This window comes from Faecalibacterium sp. OF04-11AC (genome assembly GCF_003460645.1).
Lineage (GTDB): Bacteria > Bacillota > Clostridia > Oscillospirales > Ruminococcaceae > Faecalibacterium > Faecalibacterium prausnitzii_I.
This window is the reverse complement of the sequence record NZ_QTVP01000028.1, coordinates 1-19,450: the sequence shown is the minus strand read 5'-3', so window position 1 is coordinate 19,450 and position 19,450 is coordinate 1. Positions and strand designations below refer to the sequence as shown.

The window sequence follows — 19,450 nt, the reverse complement described above, 5'->3', positions numbered from 1 at the left end:
CAGCTGATCCAGCCGGGCTACGCTTTCCACCGTGACCCGGTCCAGCCGGATGGAGAGGTCGCACTCCAGCGGCGGGGTATACAGCACCGGACACTCCCGGGCCGCCCAATCGTTCATCCGGCGGCGGAGGGCAATCAGATTCTCCGCCCGCACCGAGAGGCCCGCCGCCATGGCATGGCCGCCAAAACGGAGAAGCAGGTCGGCGCAGGAAGCGATGCACTCGTGCAGGTTGAAGCCCTGCACGCTGCGGCCGCTGCCCTTGCCCTCGCCGTTCTCATCAATGGAGACGACAATGACGGGCCGCCCGGTCTTTTCCACCAGACGGGAGGCCACGATGCCGATGACGCCGGGGTGCCAGTTCTGCCCCCAGAGCAGGATGACCCGGTCTTCCAAAAGGCCCGGCTCCCGATCCAGCAGCTCCTGCGCTGCCTTGACGATCTCCTGTTCCGTCTCCTGCCGGGAAACATTGATCTCCGTCAGCCGGTGGGCCAGCTCCGCGGCCCGGTCCTCGTCCTCACAGAGGACAAGCTGCAGGGCGGTGACGGCACTGTCCATCCGGCCCGCCGCATTGAGGCGGGGGGCAATGGCGTAGCTGACGTTCTCTGCCGTGACGGGCTTGCCCGCAAGGCTACTTCTTCCAGCAGAGCCATAAAACCAGGGCGGTCGGTCTGCTGCAGCTGCCGCAGGCCTGCTTTGACCAGGGTTCGGTTCTCCCCCGTCAGGGGCATCACGTCAGCCACCGTGCCCACGGCGGCCAGGTCGCCGCAGTAATCCAGCATCTCCTCCGGCGGGCAGCCGTCCAGCGCCGCGCAGAGCTTGAATGCCACGCCTGCACCGCACAGGCCCTTAAAAGGGCTGGTGTCGTCGGCCCGGCGGGGATCCACCACGGCCACAGCCTTGGGCAGCACCTCGTGGGGCAGATGGTGGTCGGTGACGATGAGGTCTACCCCCAGGGAGGCTGCAAACTCGGCTTCCTCAATGGCGGCAATGCCGTTGTCCACCGTGACGATGAGCTGGCAGCCCTTGTCGTGGATGGACTGGATGGCGTTTTTGGAGAGGCCGTAGCCATCGCCCTCCCGGCTGGGCAGCATACATTTGACGTTGGCTCCCATCCCTTTCAGGTGCTGGTAGAGCAGGGCCGTGGCAGTCACGCCGTCCACATCGTAGTCGCCAAAGACCACGATGGTCTCTTCGTTGTCAATGGCCTGCAAAATGCGGGCACAGGCCTTGTCCATGTCGGTCAGGAGCATGGGGTCGGTCAGCTCTTCCTCGCCCGCCAGCAGAGTCAGCGCCTCCGTCGGATCGGTGATGCCACGGGCCGCCAGAATGCCCGCCAGCAGGGCGGTTTCTTTCTGCTGGGCGGCCAGGGTGGCATTGTATTGCGCTTCCGTCCAGGGCTCCTCGCTCTGGCTGTGATATTCCAGTTCTTCGGTATTCTGTTCCGCGATGGCGTGGGTCAGCTCCCGCACCGCCGCGCGATCCAGCGTCTTCAGGTTCCAGGCCCGGTAGGTCATAGCATCCCCTCCCCGGTCAGTCCGTCATTCGCCAGCATCCCCTGCAGGGCGGCAATTTCGCTGGAAACATCCAGCGCCACATCGCTCAAAAGCTTATCGTAGAGGTTATCATAGGCCTGGTTGAGCGTATGCAGGATGCCGGCGATATCCCGGCGGATGGCCTCGGCGCTCTCCCCCTGCTGGCCCTGCACATCGTTATAAGTGTGCAGGAGCTTGAGGGTGGTGGGGATATAATACTCTGCAAAACGGCGGGCCTTGGGCAGGCTCTCCGGGTGGGCTTCCAACCAGTCGCAGATGGCCTGGGTGGTCTTCTGCATGTGATCCAGCTCCTCCACGGCACGCTCGTCCTGCATGAGGGCTTTTTCTTTTTTCAGCACCTGGGCAAAGCTCCGGGCCACTTCCAGGTTCAGCGGCACAGCGTCTGCGTCCTGTTTCGGCTGCGTTTCTGCTTTGGATGCGGCTGCTGCGGCGGCTTTCTGTTCCTCCTGAGCGGCGCGGTAATCCTCCACCGTCAGGTAAAGCTTTTCGTTTTTCTCATCCAGCCAGGCTGTCAGCCAGCTTTTCCGGATATAACGCTGCAGCTGCTTGAGGGTCTTCTGCTTTTTCTGGTGGAGCAGGTCGGCCAGCATCTCCACGAGATGCCCTTTTTATAGTCGAATTCTTCCGCCAGATCGGCACAGCCTGCCATCCGTTTGCCCGCTTTCATCCGGGCGGCCCCCTCTGTGATCATCCAGACGAACGGCAGCGTAAGGCCCGAAAAGACCCACGCGCATACCTGGAGGGTCCCCAGCGCAAAGCTGCCAAGGGCCGCACCGCTTTCGACCATCACCTGGGTCAGCTCGTCACCATTGGCTACAAGGTCTGCCATCACGGTACTGGGTTCAAACAGGCCCAGCGCCACAGCGCAGCCAGGGCACTCAGGCCGAAAATCGCTGCAAAGGTGATGCCCGTGGCCAGCAGGGCAATGCCTGCGTTCCGGCGCTTCCGGGCGCTTTCCCGGAGGGTCTCCACGGGGGTCTTCTCGTTTTCATTCCGAAGATCTGCCGGGCCCAAGCCGCATTGCCGCCTGCCTGTTCTGCCTGCCTGCGGTAAGCCTGCTGGCCCTCCCGCACGGCGCGGCCTGCAGCATTGATGCCGTAATTGGCGGCATCCACGGCAGCACGGCCCACATCCCATACCCTATCGCCGATCTCCTCGCCCCGGCCCTCAAAGCCGTGGCGGAACGCGTCGGACATGGTATCGCCAAACTCCCGCAGCTGGCGCTCCAGCTCCTGTTGCACCTGTTTTCCCTCGTCGGGGCGGTGTTCTGTATCCCGTTGGTTTTCGTTCATGTTTTTACTCATCCCTCTGCCGGGCTGTACCGGCTGATGATGGCCCGGGCTACCCGCAGGCCATCCACGGCAGCGCTCATGATGCCGCCCGCATATCCGGCGCCCTCGCCGCAGGGGTACAAACCTGCCAGCTGGGCGCACTCAAAATTCTCTTCCCGTTTCAGCCGCACCGGGCTGCTGGTGCGGGTCTCGAGGCCGGTGAGGATGGCCTCGGGCGCGGTGTAGCCCGCGATTTTGCGCTCGTAAGCGCGCAGGCCTGCCCGCAGGGTATCGGCCAGCTCCCCGGGCAGCAGGGCCCCCAGGTCTGCCGGGCAGACGCCACGGTCATAGGTGGGCTGGACCCGGCTGATCTTCAGCTGACCCCTGCCCTCGAGAAAGCTCTGGATGTTCTCCGCCGGGGCCGCGTACTCCCCTGCCGGGCGTCCGGCGGCATAGGCCCGGGCTTCCAGCTCCCGCTGGAACGCAATGGCCTGCCGGGGATCGTTTGCAAAATCGGCTCCGCCCACGCTGACCACCACAGCCGCGTTGGCGTTTTTGCCGCTGCGGGCATGGTAGCTCATGCCATTGGTGACCACACGGCCTTTCTCGCTGGCCGAGGCCACCACCTGGCCGCCCGGGCACATGCAGAACGTATAGACGCACCGCTCCCCCACATGCTGGGAGAGCTGGTACTCGCCCCGGGGCAGGGCCGGGTGGCCGGCCGCCTCGTGGTAAAGGCTCTTTTCGATTTCGCTCTGGAGATGCTCCGCCCGGAAACCGACGCTGAACGGCTTGCACTCCAGCACCAGGCCGCTGTTCAGCAGCATCTCGAACGTGTCCCGGGCCGAGTGGCCCACCGCAAACACCAGCGCCTCGCAGGGGAACGAACCTGCCGTGGTCAAAATACCCGTCAGCGCGCCATTCTTCCGCTCAAAACCAGTGAGGGCCGTGTTGAAATGCACCTCGCCGCCCAGAGACTCGATCTCTTTCCGGATGGAGGTGATGACGCCCCGCAGCAGGTCGGTGCCCACATGGGGTTTCTGCTTCCAGGCGATCTCCGCCGGGGCACCGTGCTGCAAAAACACCTCGGTGACAAAGCCGCAGAGCTCATCCCCGATGCGGGTGGTCAGCTTGCCGTCCGAGAACGTGCCCGCGCCGCCCTCGCCAAACTGGATGTTGGCGTTTTCGTCCAGCTCTCCGGTGGCCGAGAAATGCTCCACGGCCTTGACACGCTCGTCCAGCGCCGGGCCCCGCTCCAGCACAATGGGGCGGTAGCCCTGCCGGGCCAGCAGCAGGGCTGCAAACAGGCCCGCAGGCCCCAGGCCGCAGACCACCGGGCGGTGGACAAGCGGCCGGGTGCCGTTCTGGACGGAAAAATCCACCTTTTGGTGCAAAGCGACGCAGGGCGAGGCCCCTGCATAAGCAGATTCCTCACCCTCGTCCTTGAGCGTGACCGCTACCGTGTACACCAGTTTGGGCTGCCCGTGGCGCGCGTCCACAGAGAGTTTTGCCACCCCCAGGTGCCCCACTTTTGCGCGGGGGACGCGTGCCAGATGCAGCGCTTTTTCAAAGGCCTGCGGCTCCCCGGCGGAGAGGGGCAGGCGGATGTCTCGCACTAATATCATAACTTAATCTTGTCCTTGATTGCTTTCGATCTTGCACTGCACCATGTAGCTGCCCAGCGCAAAAATTTTGCTGTTGGCGGGCACATACAGGCGGCAGGCAATGTTCTGCTGGCCAATGGCCACCGAGAAATCATCGGCGTCGATCTCAATGACCACCTGTTCCGGCGTCAGCGTTTCCAGCGAACCAGCCGGGCCGCAGAGGGTCACGTTCATCAGCCGCTCGGTCTCCACCGTCAGCTGGTAGCTGGAGGGCAGATTGACGACCTGCACGCAGCTGGAGGGCAGGTTCAGGGTCTTGGTCTCCAGCTTGGAGCTGTCAAAGCTGACCGTGATGCTGGAGAGGTTATCCAGCAGGTGGATGCCGGTGGGCAGCTCAATGGGCATCTCGTAGACCTTGTCCGGCGCAAAGGTGGAGAGGTCGATGGTGCCCACGGACAGCGCCGAGAGGCGGTCGATCTGGGACTCCGGACCGGCCACGTTAAGCGTCTTCTTGCTCAGGGTATAGGCCAGCACCGAGGAATCAAAGTCCCGCGGGGCGTTGATGAAGCTGACCTCCACCGGGAGGGTAGCCACCTTGTACACCTGCAAGGTCACGTCCACGCTCTCTTCGTCGAGGGTGGTGTACTCAAACTTGACCTCGTTGCCGCTGCGGGTGTAGAAACGCAGGGCGGTGGTCAGGGTGACCGGCTCGGTCAGGTCGCCCTTGTGGGCGACTTCGGCGGTGCAGGTCTCCACCTGGCTCAGCTCGGTGCTGGGGCCGGAGAGGGTGACGGTCTCTTTTGAGACGTCTGTGCCGTACAGGATATACCCATCCGCGATGGTCAGGTAATTGGTGGTCACGGTGATGGGCAGGGTCTTTTCCTCCACCACGTCGAACACCACATCCACGGTGTTGTCGCCGCCCTCAATGGAGACGGACACACCGGTGAGCAGGGTGCTCTGGCTCCGCACCTGCAAACGCAGGTTCTTCTCGCCGCTGTCCCGCACGCTGGACCAGTCCGGATAGACCACAAAATCGGAGGCCTGCAGGCTGCCGATGGTGTAGCCGTCGCCGGAGAGCTTCAGGTTGACGAACTTTTCCGGGGCGCTGACGATACTCAGGCCGCGGGAAGTATAGGCAGAGGAATCATAGGTGAAATCCACCGGGACATTGGAGATGGTCTTGGTGGTGCCGGGCTGGACGACGATGGTAACCGCCATCCAGGCAATGATGGCACCGATGATGGCCAGCAGCAGGCGGATGCGGCGGTCATTGAGCATACCGCCTGCGGGCTTGATGGCGGGCTTGGTGCCGTCGGGCTTTTTGGGCGCGGTGCTCATTGCTGCTCATCCTCCTTCTGATTGACCCAGTTCAACAGCTGTTTGGCGCGATATTTCCAGCTGCTGGTGTCGGTCTTTTCGCTGGTGGTCTCCTTGGGGATCATCTCGTCGATGAGGCGGGTGTAGAGGGTCTGGCGGTCAAAATGGCGGATCAGCACGCCGTTTTTAGCCATGGAGATGATTCCCGTCTCCTCGCTGACGACGATGGCAATGGCATCCGAGTTCTCGGCAATGCCCAGGCAGGCGCGGTGGCGGGTGCCCATGTCCTTGCCGAGGTCCAGGTTGTTGGAAAGGGGCAGCACGCAGCCCGCCGCCTTGATACGGCCGTTTTCAATGATGGCCGCGCCGTCATGCAGGGGGGTACCCTCGTAGAAGATGGTGCCAGCACCTCCAGATTGACGGCACTGTTCACCGGCGTACCGGTGCGGACGATCTCCGAGAGGTTGGTGTGCCGCTCCAGCACGATGAGGGCACCTGTCTTGGTCTCTGAAAAACGCTCTGCCGCATCGCAGATGGCAATGATGGCGCTGCGCCAGGCTCCTTTGAGGCTTGGGTCGTTGTAGCGGCCTTTCATATTGAAAAGTTTGCCCGCCCACTGGTCGGTCTGGCCCATCCGCTCCAAAGCGCGCCGGATCTCCGGCTGGAACAGCACCACCAGCGTCAGCAGGCCGACCTGCAGCAGCGAGTTGAGCAGCCAGGTCACCGTGCGCATATTCAGGATATTGGCCACCAGATAAACCACCAGCACCAGCAGCGCGCCCTTGGCCAGCTGACCCGCGCGGGTACGGTTGACGATGCCCAGCAGCTGGTAGATGAGGAATGCGATCACCAGGATATCCAGCAGATCTACCAGCTTAAAGGTCTGGAAATTGGCTATGATCGAGTTCAGAGTCATCGACGTAACACTCCCGTTTTGTTCCTGCTTTCTTACAGCTTTTCAATGAGGGCAACGGCGTGGGCCGCAATGCCCAGCCCTTCGCCCGTAAAGCCCAAGTGCTCCTCGGTGGTGGCCTTAACGCTCACGGCATCCACCGGCATCCCAAAGGCATCGGCCAGCTTCTGGCGCATGGCGGGGATGTAGGAGGCCAGCTTGGGCCGCTGGCAGAGGATAGTGGAATCAATGTTCTCGATCCGGTAGCCATGCTCCCTGAGGATCTCGGCCACACGGCGGGCCAGCGCCAGGCTGTCGGCCCCCTCGTACTCCTTGGCGGTATCCGGGAAATGCTGGCCGATATCGCCCAGAGCGGCAGCGCCCAGCACGGCGTCCATGACGGCGTGTGCCAGCACATCGGCATCGGAGTGGCCCAGCAGGCCTTTCTCATAGGGCACTTCCACACCGCCCAGGATCAGTTTGCGGCTTTCCACCAGACGGTGAACATCATAGCCATGACCAATACGCATTGCAGTTCCTTCTTTCTGTTCCGCGCGGGGCAGATCCTCCCGCGTCGTGATCTTCAAATTGGCGTAATCTCCCTGTGTCAGCTGCACGGTACGGCCAGTCAGCTCAAACAGGCTGCAATCGTCCGTAACAAGGCGGGCTTTCTCGGCGTCCAGCTCTTCCAGTGCGGCCAGATAGGCGGCACGGTCAAAGCACTGGGGCGTCTGCACCGCATACAGGGTGCTACGGTCCGGGGTCGTCTCCACCACACATTTCGCCGGGACCTTTTTGCCATCGCCCCGGGTGGCCTGCTTGATGGTGTCTTTCACGGGCACCGCCGGGGCAGCGGCCCCGCATTTTGCAGCGGCTTCCACCACGGCCTCAATGACCGCCTCGCTCACAAAGGGGCGAGCTGCATCGTGGACAGCCACCAGCTCTCCATGGGCGGCCAGCACACCGTTTTTGGCGCTCTCGGCCCGGGTGGCACCGCCCTGCACCACCTGCACGGGCTTTGTGCAGGCAGCGGCCTGCGCCTCAACGTATTCGCGGTTCTTGCCCGCCACCAGAACGATCTCGCTCACCAGAGGGCTCTCCTCAAACGCGCGGATGCTCCGGCCCAGCACGGTCTCCCCGCCCAGATCAAAACTGAGCTTGTCAAATCCCATCCGGGTGGAGGAGCCTGCCGCCACCAGAACAGCCGATACATGCTTTTCCAAATTTTTTACACCTGCCCTGTTTTTGCACTGCCTGTGCACCGTGGCACAGGGGGATAACTATACATTGAATATTATAGCGTAATCCCTTACAAACTGCAACCCGCCCGCACCCATCAAAAAGGCCCCCATGCAGGGCTTTTGCACGCTGCATGGGGGCGAAATGTTCCGGAAATTATTTTTTACTTCAGGATGGGCTCAATGGCAGCGGCCAGAGCGTCTTTCTGGGCCTGTGCCTCGGCCAGATCCTTGCCCAGGGTGGTGAAGTAGGTCTTGATCTTGGGCTCGGTACCGGAGGGGCGCACCACAACGGTAGCACCGTTCTCCAGGCTGTAGATCAGGACATTGGCGGCGGGCAGACCCGTCTCCTCCGGCTTCTTGTAGTCGGTCACCTTGACCACCTTGTGGCCAGCCAGCTCGGTGGGCGGGTTGTCGCGCAGCTTCTGCATGATGGAAGCCATCTTTTCCATGCCGGTCAGGCCGGGGAACTCAAAGCTGTCCACCTTGTTCAGGTAGCGGCCATACTCCTTGTAGATCTCCTCCAGGCGCTGCTTGATGGAAGAACCGATGCTGCGGTAGTAAGCGGCCATCTCGCAGATGAGCATGGAACCGATGATGGCGTCCTTATCGCGGACATAGGGGCCAGCCAGGTAACCGTAGCTCTCCTCAAAGCCGAAGATGAAGCGATCGACTTCCCCGGCAGCCTCCAGATTGGCGATCTGGTCGCCGATCCACTTGAAGCCGGTCAGCACGTTGCGCATCTCGACGCCGTAGTGGGCGGCGATGGCATCGGCCAGCGGGGTGGAAACGATGGACTTGACGGCCACGGGGTTCTTGGGCATGGTGCCTTTCTCAATGCGGCCGGCGCAGATGTAATCCAGCAGCAGGGCACCCATCTCGTTGCCGGACACCAGCTCATAGCTGCCATCCGGGCACTTCATGGCGATGCCCACGCGGTCTGCATCGGGATCGGTAGCCAGCATCAGGTCGGCGCCGGTCTCGGTGGCCAGGTTCAGGCCCAGCTTCAGGGCCTCGAAGATCTCGGGGTTGGGGTAGGAGCAGGTGGTGAAGTAGCCGTTGGGGTACTCCTGCTCGGGCACGATGGTGATGTCGGTGATGCCCATGTCGTTCAGCACGTGGGTGACCGGGACGAGGCCAGAGCCGTTCAGCGGGCTGTAGACCAGCTTGAGGCCGGCGGTCTTGCACAGGCCCGGGCGGACCTGGCGTGCCTCAATGGCAGCGTACAGGGCATCCTTGCAGTCATCGCCCACAAAGCGGATGAGGCCATCCTCCACGCCCTGTGCAAACGAGATGTACTTTGCACCGGTCAGCACATCGGTCTTCTGGATCTCATCGTACACGATGGCAGCGGCGTCATCGGTCATCTGGCAGCCATCCGGGCCGTAGGCTTGTAGCCGTTGTACTTGGCCGGGTTGTGGGAAGCCGTGACCATGATGCCCGCGTTGCAGTTGTAGTAACGGGTGGCAAAGCTCAGGGCCGGAACCGGCATCAGAGCATCATAAATGCGCACCTTGATGCCGTTGGCTGCCAGAACACCGGCAGCGGTCTTGGCAAAGATATCACTCTTAAGGCGGCTGTCATAGCTGATGGCCACCGTCTGGGTGCCGCCCTGGGTCTTGACCCAGTTTGCCAGGCCCTGCGTGGCCTGACGGACCACATAAATGTTCATCCGGTTGGTGCCGGCGCCCAGAACGCCGCGCAGACCGGCGGTGCCAAATTTCAGTGCAACCGCAAAGCGGTCTTTGATCTCATCGTCGTTTCCCTCGATCTTTGTCAGCTCGGGCTTCAGGTCAGCGTCCTCAAGGTCCGCTGCCAGCCAGCGCTTATACTCTTCCTGATACATGTTGCACACCTTACCTTTATTGTTTTTTCCCTGGAAAATGGTAGTTTTATCAGCCTAATTATAATATAAGCTTTTACACGCTTTGTGTCAATTCTGTATTATGCAACAAGTTTTCCGTATTAAAACCGGCAAATGGTACAAATTCCCGGGAATTCTCTTCCCCGGGCTCGTCCTCCACCGCTGCCAGCGGGCGGTAGGGCTGGTGCAGGTCATCCAATACATCCAGCCACTGCCCGGGGCCGATCCCGTTCTCGCATAAGTACCGCATCAACCGCATCACGCGGGCAAAACTGCCGTCCGGGCAGACCACCCGGCTGGTGTAGTTCCCGCCGCCCTGCTGGACACGCAGCTCCAGTACAATGCCCTCCGGCTGTGCACTGGCACTGTAAAGCAACGTGTGTGCCAGCTGTAAGCCTTCGATTTCCGAATAAGGGCGGGTGTAGCAGCAATACTCTCGCGTATTCATAAAAAACCTCCTCTTTTTTTGCCGCATTGACAACGTTCACGCCCTTTACTATAATTTATTTTAAGAACCTTTGCTGTCGAAGTTTGACGTTCAATACCATTCTTTACCATTTCTTAACCATTTTCTCTCTTGACCGCCCTCCGGGCAAAAGGAGCGCCATGTATTCCGTTATCAGAAGCTTTGGTCTCAACGGTCTCAACGGCTTTGCTGTTGCAGTGGAAGCCGACGTCTCGGGCGGGATGCCCGCCCTCTCCATTGTCGGCCTGCCCGATTCCGCCGTGCGGGAAAGCGGCGACCGTGTCCACGCCGCCGCCCGCAACCTGGGGTTCAAGTGGCCGGACCGCCGCATCACGGTCAACCTGGCCCCGGCCGATGTCCGCAAGACCGGCCCCGTGTACGACCTGCCCCTGCTGCTGGCCGTCCTCTCCTCGGCCGGGCAGATCGAACCCCCGCCGGAAGAAGCCGCCTTTCTGGGGGAGCTGGCACTGGATGGCAGTCTCCGCCCGGTGTCCGGCGTGCTGCCCATGGCCCTGACGGCTGCCGCCAGTGGGGTGCAGGCCCTGTATGTCCCTGCGGAGAACGCGGCCGAAGCAGCCGAGGCCTGCGGAGACACCATGCTGGTCTACCCTGCCCACACGGCGCTGGAAGTGGTGGACGCCCTGCGGGGCATCCGGCCCATCTCCCCCATCCGCTGCGCTCCCTTTGACCCCACCGACGCCTGGAACGCCGCCCCGGATTTTGCGGACGTGATGGGTCAGCCGCTGGCCCGCCGGGCCATGGTGCTGGCGGCTGCCGGCGGACACAATGTGCTCCTCATCGGGGCTCCGGGCACCGGCAAATCCATGCTGGCCAAGCGCCTTCCCGGGATCCTTCCTCCGCTCACCCGGGAGGAAGCCGTGGAGACGACCAAAATCTATTCCATCGCCGGGCAGATGCCCAAGGGCCGGGGCCTTGTCACGGCCAGGCCGTTCCGCAGCCCGCACCACTCGGCCAGCGCTGTCTCGCTGGCCGGCGGCGGAGCACAGTTCCGTCCCGGCGAGTGCAGTCTGGCCAACTGCGGCGTGCTGTTCCTGGATGAGCTGCCGGAGTTCTCCCGCGAAAGCCTCGAAGTGCTCCGTCAGCCGCTGGAAGACGGTCAGATCACCGTCAGCCGGGCCGCGGGCAGTGCCACATACCCCAGCCATTTTCAGCTGGTCGCCGCTATGAACCCCTGCAAGTGCGGTTACTACGGCCACCCCACCCGGCCATGCACCTGCTCCCTGAGCGCGGTGCGGCAATACCGCAGCCGGGTGTCCGGTCCGCTGCTGGATCGCATCGACCTCTGCGTGGAGATGGACCCCGTTGCCTTTGACGAGCTGCACGGCACCGCCTCCGCTGAGAGCAGCGCCGACCTGCGCAGGCAGGTACTGTTTGCCCGACAGGTTCAGGCAAAGCGGTACGCTGCCCCCGGCTTTGAGGGCGTGCACTGCAACGCCCGGCTCACCGCCGGGCAAGTACGCCGCGTCTGCCGGATGACCCCCGCTGCCGAGCGGCTCCTCCGCGCCTCGTATGAGACGCTGGGCCTCTCCGCCCGCGCCCATGACCGCATCCTCCGGGTAGCCCGCACCGTGGCCGACCTGGCAGGAAAGCAATTGTTAGACGAGGATTCCCTGCTGGAAGCGCTGCAATATCGCGCGCAGGAAAAAGTAGAGCTATAACCGATTTCCAACATCAGAAAAGGCTCCCCGCTGATAAAACGGGAAGCCTTTTTTGTTTGCGGTAAGATTTTCAGAATTTCCGCCAGGTGTCCGGCAGGAAGAGTACCAGCATGGGGAAGATTTCCAGGCGGCCGGCCAGCATGTCAAAGATCATGACGAGCTTGGCAGGGTTGGAGAAGCCGCCAAAGTTCATCATGGGGCCTACCTGATTGAGGCCGGGGCCGATGTTGTTCAGGGTGGCGGCAATGGCGGTAAAGTTGGTCACCATATCAAAGCCATCCAGACTGATAAAGAACAGCGACGCGGCAAAAATAAAGATGTAGGCCGCAAGGAAAACATTGGTGGCGCGGATGGTCTCATGGTTGATGAGCTTGCCGTCCATCCGGGCCGGGGCCACCACCTGGGGATGAAGGGCATGCTTGAGCTCCTTGCCCAGCGTTTTGCCCAGGATGAGGAGGCGGCTCACCTTGATGCCGCCGCCCGTGCTGCCCGCGCAGGCACCCACGAACATCAGCATGACCAGCACTTCCTTGGAGAGGGTGGGCCAGAGGTCAAAATCACAGCTGGAAAAGCCGGTGGTGGTGATGATGGAGCCCACCTGGAACGCCGCATGGCGGAGCGCCACACCCAGGCTGTCGTACATCCCATGGATATTGAGGGTGATGATGCCGATTGCCACCAGAATGATGAGGAAGTAGCCGCGCACTTCCTCGCTGGCGGCTGCCCGCCGGAACCGGCGCAGCAGCAGCAGGAAATAGGTGTTGAAGTTGACGCCAAACAGGATCATGAAGATGGTCACGACCCACTGAATATAGGGCGAAAGACTGCCGAAACTGTCGTTCTTGAATCCGAAGCCGCCGGTGCCCGCCGTGCCGAACGCCGTCAGCATGGCGTCAAACACCGGCATCCGCCCCACCAGCAGGAAGAGAAATTCCAGCACGGTCAGTGCAAAATAGATTCCGTACAGAATTTTGGCCGTGGACTGTACTTTTGGCACCAGCTTATCCACCTGGGGGCCGGGGCTCTCGGCTTTCATCAGGTTGACATGGGAGCCGCCGGTCAGGGGCAGCAGCGAGAGCAGGAAGACCAGAACACCCATGCCGCCGATCCAGTGGGTGAAGCTGCGCCAGAACAGAACTCCCTTGGGCAGCCCCTCCACGGCAGGCAGGATGCTGGCACCCGTGGTGGTAAAACCGGACACCGTCTCAAACATGGCATCCACCGGGTTGGGGATGCAGCCCGTGAGCACAAAGGGGATGGCCCCCATGATACTGATGACTACCCAGCTCAGGGCTGTGGTGGCAAAACCTTCCCGCATGTAGAACACCTTGCTGGAAGGCTTGATCCGCCGCAGCAGCAACCCCAGCACCAGGCAGAGTGCCGCCGTAAGCACAAAGACGCCCAGCACGCTCCACTCACCATAGCACAGGCTGGCGGTGGCGGGCAGCAGCAGCAGCGCCGCCTCACAAAACAGAATATAGCTCAGCAGACGGAACACGATCGCATAATTCATACGTCATGTCCTCCGTCAGTCTCCACAATGTCCCGCAGGTCGTGCAGGCCGTGCTCCAGCGTGACAACGATGACATTGTCGCCCACCTGGATCTGGTCGCCGCCGCGGGGGATACGGATCTCATTGCCGCGGGTAATGCAGCAGAGCAGCAGGTTTTTCTTGAGGTGGAGCTGGCTCAGGGGCACGCCCGTGGCCTTGCTCTCCTCATGGACGGTAAATTCCAGTGCTTCCACGCGGTCGTCCAGAATGCGGTAGAGGGTCTTGATGTTGTTGCCCGCCTCGTTCTGCAGGGCACGGACATACTGCACGATGTAATCGCAGGTCATGTACTTGGGGTAGACGATGCTGCCCAGATCCAGCCCGGCCAGAATGTCGTCGAACTCCAGCCGGTTGATCTTGGTGACCAGCTTGCCCTGGGAATGCTTTTTGGCAAACAGGGTCAGCAAAACGTTTTCCTCGTCGATGTTGGTCAGCGCCACGAACGCCTCGGTGGATTCCAGCCCCTCGGAGAGGAGGAACTCCCGGTTGGAGCCGTCCTCGTTCAGGATCTGAGCCCCGGGCAGGGACTCTGCCAGCTCATTGCAGCGGGCCGGGTCCCGCTCCACGATCCGGACACGGACATGATTTTCCAGCAGCTCCTGGCTCAGGTAGTACGCGATGGCGCCGCCGCCCACGATGAGGGCGTTGCGCACCGGGCGCACCGGCAGGTGGATGCGCTGGAAGAACTCGTGGGCCTTTTCCTGCGTGGCAAGGAACGTGACCTGATCGCCGTTCTGGAGCACAAAGTTGCCGTTGGGGATGATGACCCCGCCGTCCCGCTCCACGGCGCAGACCAGAATGTCGCTCTTGAGCCGGGTGGGAATCTCATGGATGGCTACGCCGTCCAGCCCCTGCTGTTCGGTCAGCGCAAATTTAATGAGGCGGACACGGCCGCCCGCAAAGGTATCGATCTTGCTGGCCCCCGGGAAGCGGAGCAGGTGAGAAATTTCCTTGGCTGCCGCCATTTCCGGGTTGATGATGGCCGAAATGCCGATCTGCTTTTTGATAAAGTCCAGCTCATGGCTGTAAGACGGGTTGCGCACACGGGCAATGGCGTGGCAGTGGCCCGCCTTTTTGGCGAACATACAGCACAGCAGGTTCAGCTCGTCCGAGCCCGTGACCGCAATAAAGACGTCCGCGTCCTCCACGCCCGCTTCCGACAGGGTGGTGATGGAAGAACCATTGCCCAGAATGCTCATGACGTCGTAGCTCTCGCCAATGTGCTCCACACGGGCCTTATTGGTGTCCACCACCGTCACGTTATGGCCTTCCTCACTCAGCTGGCGTGCCAATGCCGCACCGACCTTGCCGCCGCCTACCAAAACGATCTTCATACGGAAAATTCCTTTCTTTTTTCCCTCTCCGGGAATACAGCTCCCAGTATACCACATCCGGGACGAAAGTTCTACCGGGTGCGGCAGAGTTTGCATCAAAGTGGGAGAATTGAAGGAGAATCTGCGTTATCTTGTCTCTTTTCCATCCGCTTCCCCGTTCGGCCTGTAGTGGGCGATGTCCTCCAGCCTGCAATCCAGAATCTGGCACAATTGGTCCAGCGTATAGCTGCTGACGTTCCCGTTTTTGCGCAGACGGTCCAGCTGGCCTGTGCTGAAGTGATACTCTTTGATCAATTTATACTGCGATACGCCTCGATTTTTCATTGTTTTCCAAAGCGGTTCAAAAGAAATCATACGAAATACCATCCAATTCATTATACTTTAATTGAATGGTACGTGATGGCCCGAGTATTGACAATTGCCCATAAATGGGCTATACTTTTGGCAAAAAACATCGGTAATAGAGGAAACTATGAAAAAACAGTCTTTTCTTGCCTTTCTTCTCACAGCAGCTCTGTTGATTTCAACTGCCTTTCCAGCCTCTGCGCTGGTCCAAAATGACACGCTGGAACAGCAGAATGGCGTCTTTGTCATCTATTTTGAAACGGGCGGCGGCACGGGCATCCCGGTCATTGCTACTACCACTTCTTCCGGCAAGTTGGCAGAACTGCCCACCCCCACCATGAGCGGTTACACCTTTGAGGCTGGTACACCGATGAATTGGAGGGCGACAAGATCACCCTCAACACCGAGTTTGCCTCCGACGCCACCATCTACGCCCGCTGGCGGCCCGACCTGAAATCCACTGCCCCAATCGTCCCCTCAGCCCCGACCGCTTCCGGCTTCCGCCTCAAAGCTCACATCGGCACGATGCTGGTCGTTGGAACTCTCGTCGTCACCTTTGCCGTTCTGGCATCCAAATAAAAAAGGAGCTGTCTTGCTATGAACTCCCTGAAATTTCCCACTTCCTATTCCTCCCTCACCTCAGAAGAAGCACTCACCCTCTTCGGCGGGGCGGATGCTTCCGGCTTTGCGCTCGTACTGGAGGACATCGGCAAGGTGAGTAAGATTCTGAACTTTATGGCGCGCATCTTCTCTTCTACCAGCGCCATGCTCAATAACTTTATTACCACCTACAACACGGTCAAACAGTTGAACGAATATATCGACCAGAATTTTTAACCCCGTTGCCCTTGGCAAAAGCCATTTTGAAATAACAAGGAGGAACCAACATGAAAAAACATTTGCGGCTGTTGGCGTGGCTTCTCTCGTTGACCATGCTCTGCGAATTGCTGCCCTTTGCAGCGTTTGCGCAATCGGACGTGGGAGAAGTAGCGGCAGCCACTCTGGCAACGCTTTTGGAGGAAACCAACAGCACCGAAAGCACAGGAAAATGCGGCGACAACCTTACCTATACCCTCTCTGCGGATGGCGTGTTGACCATCAGCGGCACGGGGGCAATGTACGATTATAATGCCACCCCTCCCTATAATATATCCCCCTGGTTTCAAAACTTGAACATTGCAAGAGTTATCTTGAACGATGGCGTTTCCAGCATCGGGACCTCTGCTTTTCGCGGCTGTTACAAGATAACCTCTGTCTCATTGCCGAATAGTCTTACATCTATTGGCTATGATGCTTTTGATGGTTGTTCCGATATTACGAATATCACACTTCCCCAAAATCTATCAAAAATTGGCGGTTATGCCTTTGCTAGTGTCAATTTTACGTCTATTGAGATTCCCGATTCGGTTACTTCCATTGAACAATACACCTTTGCAAACTGCAAAAAGCTAGAACAGATCACACTGTCTTCCAATACTCTTTCTATCGGTGAAGGTGCTTTTAATTCTTGTTCGTCATTAACTGCCATCGAACTGCCTGAAAGTGTCACCAATATTGATCGTTTTGCTTTTTGGAATTGCTCTTCTCTTGATAACGTTACACTTCCTTCTGAAATTACAACAATCAATGAAAACTCCTTTTTGAATTGCACTTCTCTAAGTACTATATCTATTCCAGCATCTGTTACATCAATCGGCTCGTCTGCCTTTTATGGTTGCTCCACTCTAAAAGATGTCTATTTTTCCGGCTCACAATCTCAATGGAATAGTATTACAATCGATGCTTATCAAAATGATTCTCTGAAATACGCTGTAATTCATTGCCAAGATAGTGAAGAGAAGCATTTTACTTTTGAGCGAGATAATCCCAGTTTTTTGAATCAAGCCAAATACTTTTTTCAAGGTAGTGAGCTCAACTATTGGAACCAGAAGTATAATTCAGGCCGCCCAATAAGTTTTACAGACCGCTTTTTCCATCATTTTAATCAATATGCATCCGTTCACCTCTCCCAAGAAAAGTACAATCAGCTTACTAAAAACCTTTCTCCCGCCGCCTTACAGTGGTTCAATCTAAAAATGCGTTCAGGTAATCTTTGGGGAGGATCTTGCTATGGCATGGTCTTAGTTTCCGCTATCCACTACATGGACCCCGACAGACTTTCCTATGCACAACTAGCATCAACTGGATTAGATGCTGATTCGGCAACCTACTCTCTTCCAGCTCCAGTAGACAATAGCAATGTAGAAGATCTTATCAATTATTATTATGCATCTCAACTTCTTCCCACACAATACAAAATACTATCCAACTGTTTATATAATTGTGCTAACGATTACGACAGGGTGTTAAACGAAATCGTCACCTCTCTTTCGCATGGTATTCCTGTTATAGCCAGCCTTTCAAACCATGAAATCATGTTACTCAATGTGAAAGCAGAACTGAATGATCACTACGTTTTAGGTATTTACGACCCAAATGAGGCAACCGAGCAAACTCTGTTGCTTTACAAATCCCCCTATATTGATGCAGACGGCGACGGATATCTCAATATCAACTATAAAAACAAGCAAACTCAGCTCAATCCTATACCCTTGGCAGCGATCTTGACTATATCGATGTCCGAAACTACTTTGACCCCTCTATAGACCATGAAACTGCAACAGATTATAACGATGCTCATATTACCATTCGAGCAGGAGGAAGCGCGAATGTCGTTCATGGTGATCAGTATTACTATCGCACTGAAAACGGAAAGTTAATTGAAAAATCTTCTGCTGTACATCTCTTCTATCCAAGCAACACTTCTGACGAAAATCCTTCTAATGATGCGGTCGATTTGATTTTTCCCAAACCTTCTGTTTCAGAAGACGTAAAATTAGAGCTTTCTTCCGACGGCGTAAACGATGCCAGCATGATCCTTAACAACAGCACGCTGGCTGTTTCTGCCTCCGGCCCGGTGAATCTGGTTTACAATGAGCAATCTCAGAAATTGGATGTCACCGCCAGCAACCCGACTGATATCAGCTTGATGCTGACCCAGAACGACACCAGCGAAGCGTGGCCCTGGCACAGCTGGGCAGTGGACACCACCGATACCACCACCCTCCACGCCGAGCTGGACTCCGACGGCCTGCACCTGAGCGGCGACGGCCTGACCAATGCCGAGTACGCCACCAAAAACGTAACGGACGATACGGTGGACAGCGGCACGATCTCGGTCCAGCCGGACGATACCACGGGCCTCGTGGAGGTAACCATCGTCAATAAAAAAGAGGATGCCTCCGACAACAACAAAACGGAGATCGTCACACCGACGAAGCCCACGCCGGACCCGGACCCGACTCCCACGCCGACGCCCGACCCGGAAGAGCCGGACCCCAAGCCCAACCCGGAATCTACGCCGACCCCTGAGCCGGAACCCAAACCGACACCTACCCCCAGCAACCCCACCAATCCGGCCAACCCGGCAGCACCCACGAGCTCTTCGGGCGGCGGTGGCGGTGGTGGTGCCGCACTGGTTCTCGGTGTCGGTGCCGTTGCCCTGACCGCTGGCCTTATGATGGCTGCCCCGGTGGAAGTACAAGGCAAGGTAGTGCTTGCCGACAACACTGCACTACCCAACGCAAAAATTTCGCTGCTGCAAAACGGTGCCGTGGTCATGCAGACTACAGCGGACGAGAGCGGCGCGTTCGTCCTCAAAGTCAAGCGCGGAAACTATGAGTTGACCGCCGCCTATACTGACGCAGACGGCCAGCTCGTCCACAAGACCACCAGCATCAAGGCCCCCGCAAAAGACCTCGTCATCACTTTCTGATTCCCCTTCTGAGCCTTTCTCAGAGCAGCAAAAGACCCGCAAGCTTCGGCCTGCGGGTCTTTCTTTATGCTATAGGATATTCTGCTCAGTACCGCTCCACGCCGTCCTTGGTGACGAGGGCGTAGACCAGCGGGGCTTCCTCGGGTTGGGTGTCGCCGTAGACCAGGCCGCTGCGGTATTCTTCCGCGGCGGCGGCAAACTTGTCCGGCGCGCCATAGAACGTGGCCAGGCTCTCGCCCTTGTGGACGTAAGCGCCGCGCTTTTTGTGCAGGACGATGCCGGCTGCAAAGTCCAGCGGGTCGCCTTTCTTCTGGCGGCCTGCGCCCAGCAGCACGCTGGCAGAACCGATCTTCTCGGCGTCGTTCTGGATGATGTAGCCATCCTGCTCGGCCAGCAGCTCATAGCTGGCGGCGGGCTTTGCAAACAGGCTGTAATCGTCCAGCACGCGGGTGTCGCCGCCCTGAGCCGCGAACATCTGCTTGCACTTTTCAAAGGCGGAGCGTCCGCGATGACAGCTC

General features: G+C 59.0%; 17 protein-coding genes and 5 pseudogenes. 5 read left to right on the top strand and 17 right to left on the bottom strand.

The features are described 5' to 3' along the window. Positions 1-3: 3 nt before the first annotated feature. The 13 genes and pseudogenes from DXA70_RS14730 to DXA70_RS11245 all read right to left on the bottom strand — a co-directional run. Positions 4-555 (bottom strand): annotated as a pseudogene (locus tag DXA70_RS14730) (DHHA1 domain-containing protein); the annotation flags it as partial. After that, positions 477-1,514 carry a DHH family phosphoesterase gene (locus DXA70_RS14725; protein ID WP_243001352.1) on the bottom strand — a complete coding sequence of 346 codons (1,038 nt, stop codon included), beginning with the start codon at positions 1,512-1,514 and terminating at the stop codon, positions 477-479. The pseudogene DXA70_RS14730 and the gene DXA70_RS14725, both read right to left, overlap by 79 nt. After that, positions 1,511-2,143, bottom strand: coding sequence for a 5-bromo-4-chloroindolyl phosphate hydrolysis family protein (locus DXA70_RS11280; RefSeq protein WP_243001353.1), 633 nt, complete (start codon positions 2,141-2,143; stop codon positions 1,511-1,513). Before DXA70_RS11280 ends, DXA70_RS14725 begins: the two co-directional genes overlap by 4 nt. Then, a complete protein-coding gene (locus tag DXA70_RS14720; protein ID WP_243001351.1) occupies positions 2,065-2,415 on the bottom strand; it encodes a hypothetical protein in 351 nt (116 codons plus the stop codon). The genes DXA70_RS11280 and DXA70_RS14720 overlap by 79 nt, the downstream gene beginning before the upstream one ends. 16 nt (positions 2,416-2,431) lie before the next feature. Then, a complete protein-coding gene (locus tag DXA70_RS11275) occupies positions 2,432-2,845 on the bottom strand; it encodes a hypothetical protein (RefSeq protein ID WP_128118524.1) in 414 nt (137 codons plus the stop codon). 8 nt (positions 2,846-2,853) lie between these two features. Continuing rightward, a complete protein-coding gene (locus tag DXA70_RS11270; RefSeq protein WP_128118523.1) occupies positions 2,854-4,449 on the bottom strand; it encodes an FAD-dependent protein in 1,596 nt (531 codons plus the stop codon). Between the two features lie 3 nt (positions 4,450-4,452). Then, complete coding sequence (locus tag DXA70_RS11265) at positions 4,453-5,769, bottom strand: CdaR family protein (protein ID WP_128118522.1); 1,317 nt, start codon at positions 5,767-5,769, stop codon at positions 4,453-4,455. Next, on the bottom strand, positions 5,766-5,942 hold the full coding sequence (locus DXA70_RS14715; RefSeq protein WP_243001354.1) for a hypothetical protein: 177 nt from the start codon (positions 5,940-5,942) through the stop codon (positions 5,766-5,768). The genes DXA70_RS11265 and DXA70_RS14715 overlap by 4 nt, the downstream gene beginning before the upstream one ends. 42 nt (positions 5,943-5,984) lie before the next feature. Further along, positions 5,985-6,089 (bottom strand): annotated as a pseudogene (locus DXA70_RS15135) (DNA integrity scanning protein DisA nucleotide-binding domain protein); the annotation flags it as partial. A gap of 122 nt (positions 6,090-6,211) precedes the next feature. Further along, positions 6,212-6,664, bottom strand: a pseudogene (locus DXA70_RS11260) (TIGR00159 family protein); the annotation flags it as partial. 32 nt (positions 6,665-6,696) lie between these two features. Further along, positions 6,697-7,863, bottom strand: coding sequence for a 2-C-methyl-D-erythritol 2,4-cyclodiphosphate synthase (ispF, locus tag DXA70_RS11255; RefSeq protein ID WP_128118521.1), 1,167 nt, complete (start codon positions 7,861-7,863; stop codon positions 6,697-6,699). A 179-nt stretch (positions 7,864-8,042) separates the two neighbouring features. Next, a pseudogene (locus DXA70_RS11250) lies at positions 8,043-9,724 on the bottom strand (phospho-sugar mutase). A 73-nt stretch (positions 9,725-9,797) separates the two neighbouring features. Then, positions 9,798-10,190 carry a hypothetical protein gene (locus tag DXA70_RS11245; RefSeq protein WP_112115189.1) on the bottom strand — a complete coding sequence of 131 codons (393 nt, stop codon included), beginning with the start codon at positions 10,188-10,190 and terminating at the stop codon, positions 9,798-9,800. Positions 10,191-10,348: 158 nt separating this feature from the next. On the opposite strand from DXA70_RS11245, the gene DXA70_RS11240 reads away from it, so the two are divergent. Continuing rightward, the gene (locus DXA70_RS11240) at positions 10,349-11,887 is read left to right on the top strand and encodes a YifB family Mg chelatase-like AAA ATPase (RefSeq protein WP_112115188.1); all 1,539 of its coding nucleotides are present in this window, start codon (positions 10,349-10,351) and stop codon (positions 11,885-11,887) included. Positions 11,888-11,957: 70 nt separating this feature from the next. On the opposite strand, the gene DXA70_RS11235 is transcribed toward DXA70_RS11240, so the two are convergent. From DXA70_RS11235 to DXA70_RS11225, 3 genes are all read right to left on the bottom strand, one after another. After that, positions 11,958-13,400 (bottom strand): TrkH family potassium uptake protein, encoded by a 1,443-nt coding sequence (locus DXA70_RS11235; RefSeq protein WP_128118520.1) that lies wholly within the window; start codon positions 13,398-13,400, stop codon positions 11,958-11,960. Then, positions 13,397-14,773, bottom strand: a complete 1,377-nt coding sequence (gene trkA, locus DXA70_RS11230) for a Trk system potassium transporter TrkA (RefSeq protein WP_128118519.1) — start codon at positions 14,771-14,773, stop codon at positions 13,397-13,399. Before trkA ends, DXA70_RS11235 begins: the two co-directional genes overlap by 4 nt. Positions 14,774-14,899: 126 nt before the next feature. Beyond that, the gene (locus tag DXA70_RS11225) at positions 14,900-15,127 is read right to left on the bottom strand and encodes a helix-turn-helix transcriptional regulator (RefSeq protein WP_128118518.1); all 228 of its coding nucleotides are present in this window, start codon (positions 15,125-15,127) and stop codon (positions 14,900-14,902) included. Positions 15,128-15,493: 366 nt separating this feature from the next. On the opposite strand from DXA70_RS11225, the gene DXA70_RS11215 reads away from it, so the two are divergent. The 4 genes from DXA70_RS11215 to DXA70_RS11200 all read left to right on the top strand — a co-directional run bounded on the left by DXA70_RS11215 (position 15,494) and on the right by DXA70_RS11200 (position 18,932). Next, positions 15,494-15,697: a hypothetical protein gene (locus tag DXA70_RS11215; protein ID WP_128118516.1), complete on the top strand. Its 204-nt coding sequence runs from the start codon at positions 15,494-15,496 to the stop codon at positions 15,695-15,697. A gap of 18 nt (positions 15,698-15,715) precedes the next feature. After that, positions 15,716-15,955: a hypothetical protein gene (locus DXA70_RS11210; RefSeq protein WP_128118515.1), complete on the top strand. Its 240-nt coding sequence runs from the start codon at positions 15,716-15,718 to the stop codon at positions 15,953-15,955. Positions 15,956-16,005: 50 nt separating this feature from the next. Then, a complete protein-coding gene (locus DXA70_RS11205) occupies positions 16,006-17,763 on the top strand; it encodes a leucine-rich repeat domain-containing protein (protein ID WP_128118514.1) in 1,758 nt (585 codons plus the stop codon). Positions 17,764-18,029: 266 nt separating this feature from the next. Then, positions 18,030-18,932 carry a carboxypeptidase-like regulatory domain-containing protein gene (locus DXA70_RS11200; protein WP_128118513.1) on the top strand — a complete coding sequence of 301 codons (903 nt, stop codon included), beginning with the start codon at positions 18,030-18,032 and terminating at the stop codon, positions 18,930-18,932. A gap of 85 nt (positions 18,933-19,017) precedes the next feature. On the opposite strand, the pseudogene DXA70_RS11195 reads toward DXA70_RS11200, so the two are convergent. Beyond that, positions 19,018-19,450 (bottom strand): annotated as a pseudogene (locus DXA70_RS11195) (thymidine phosphorylase); the annotation flags it as partial.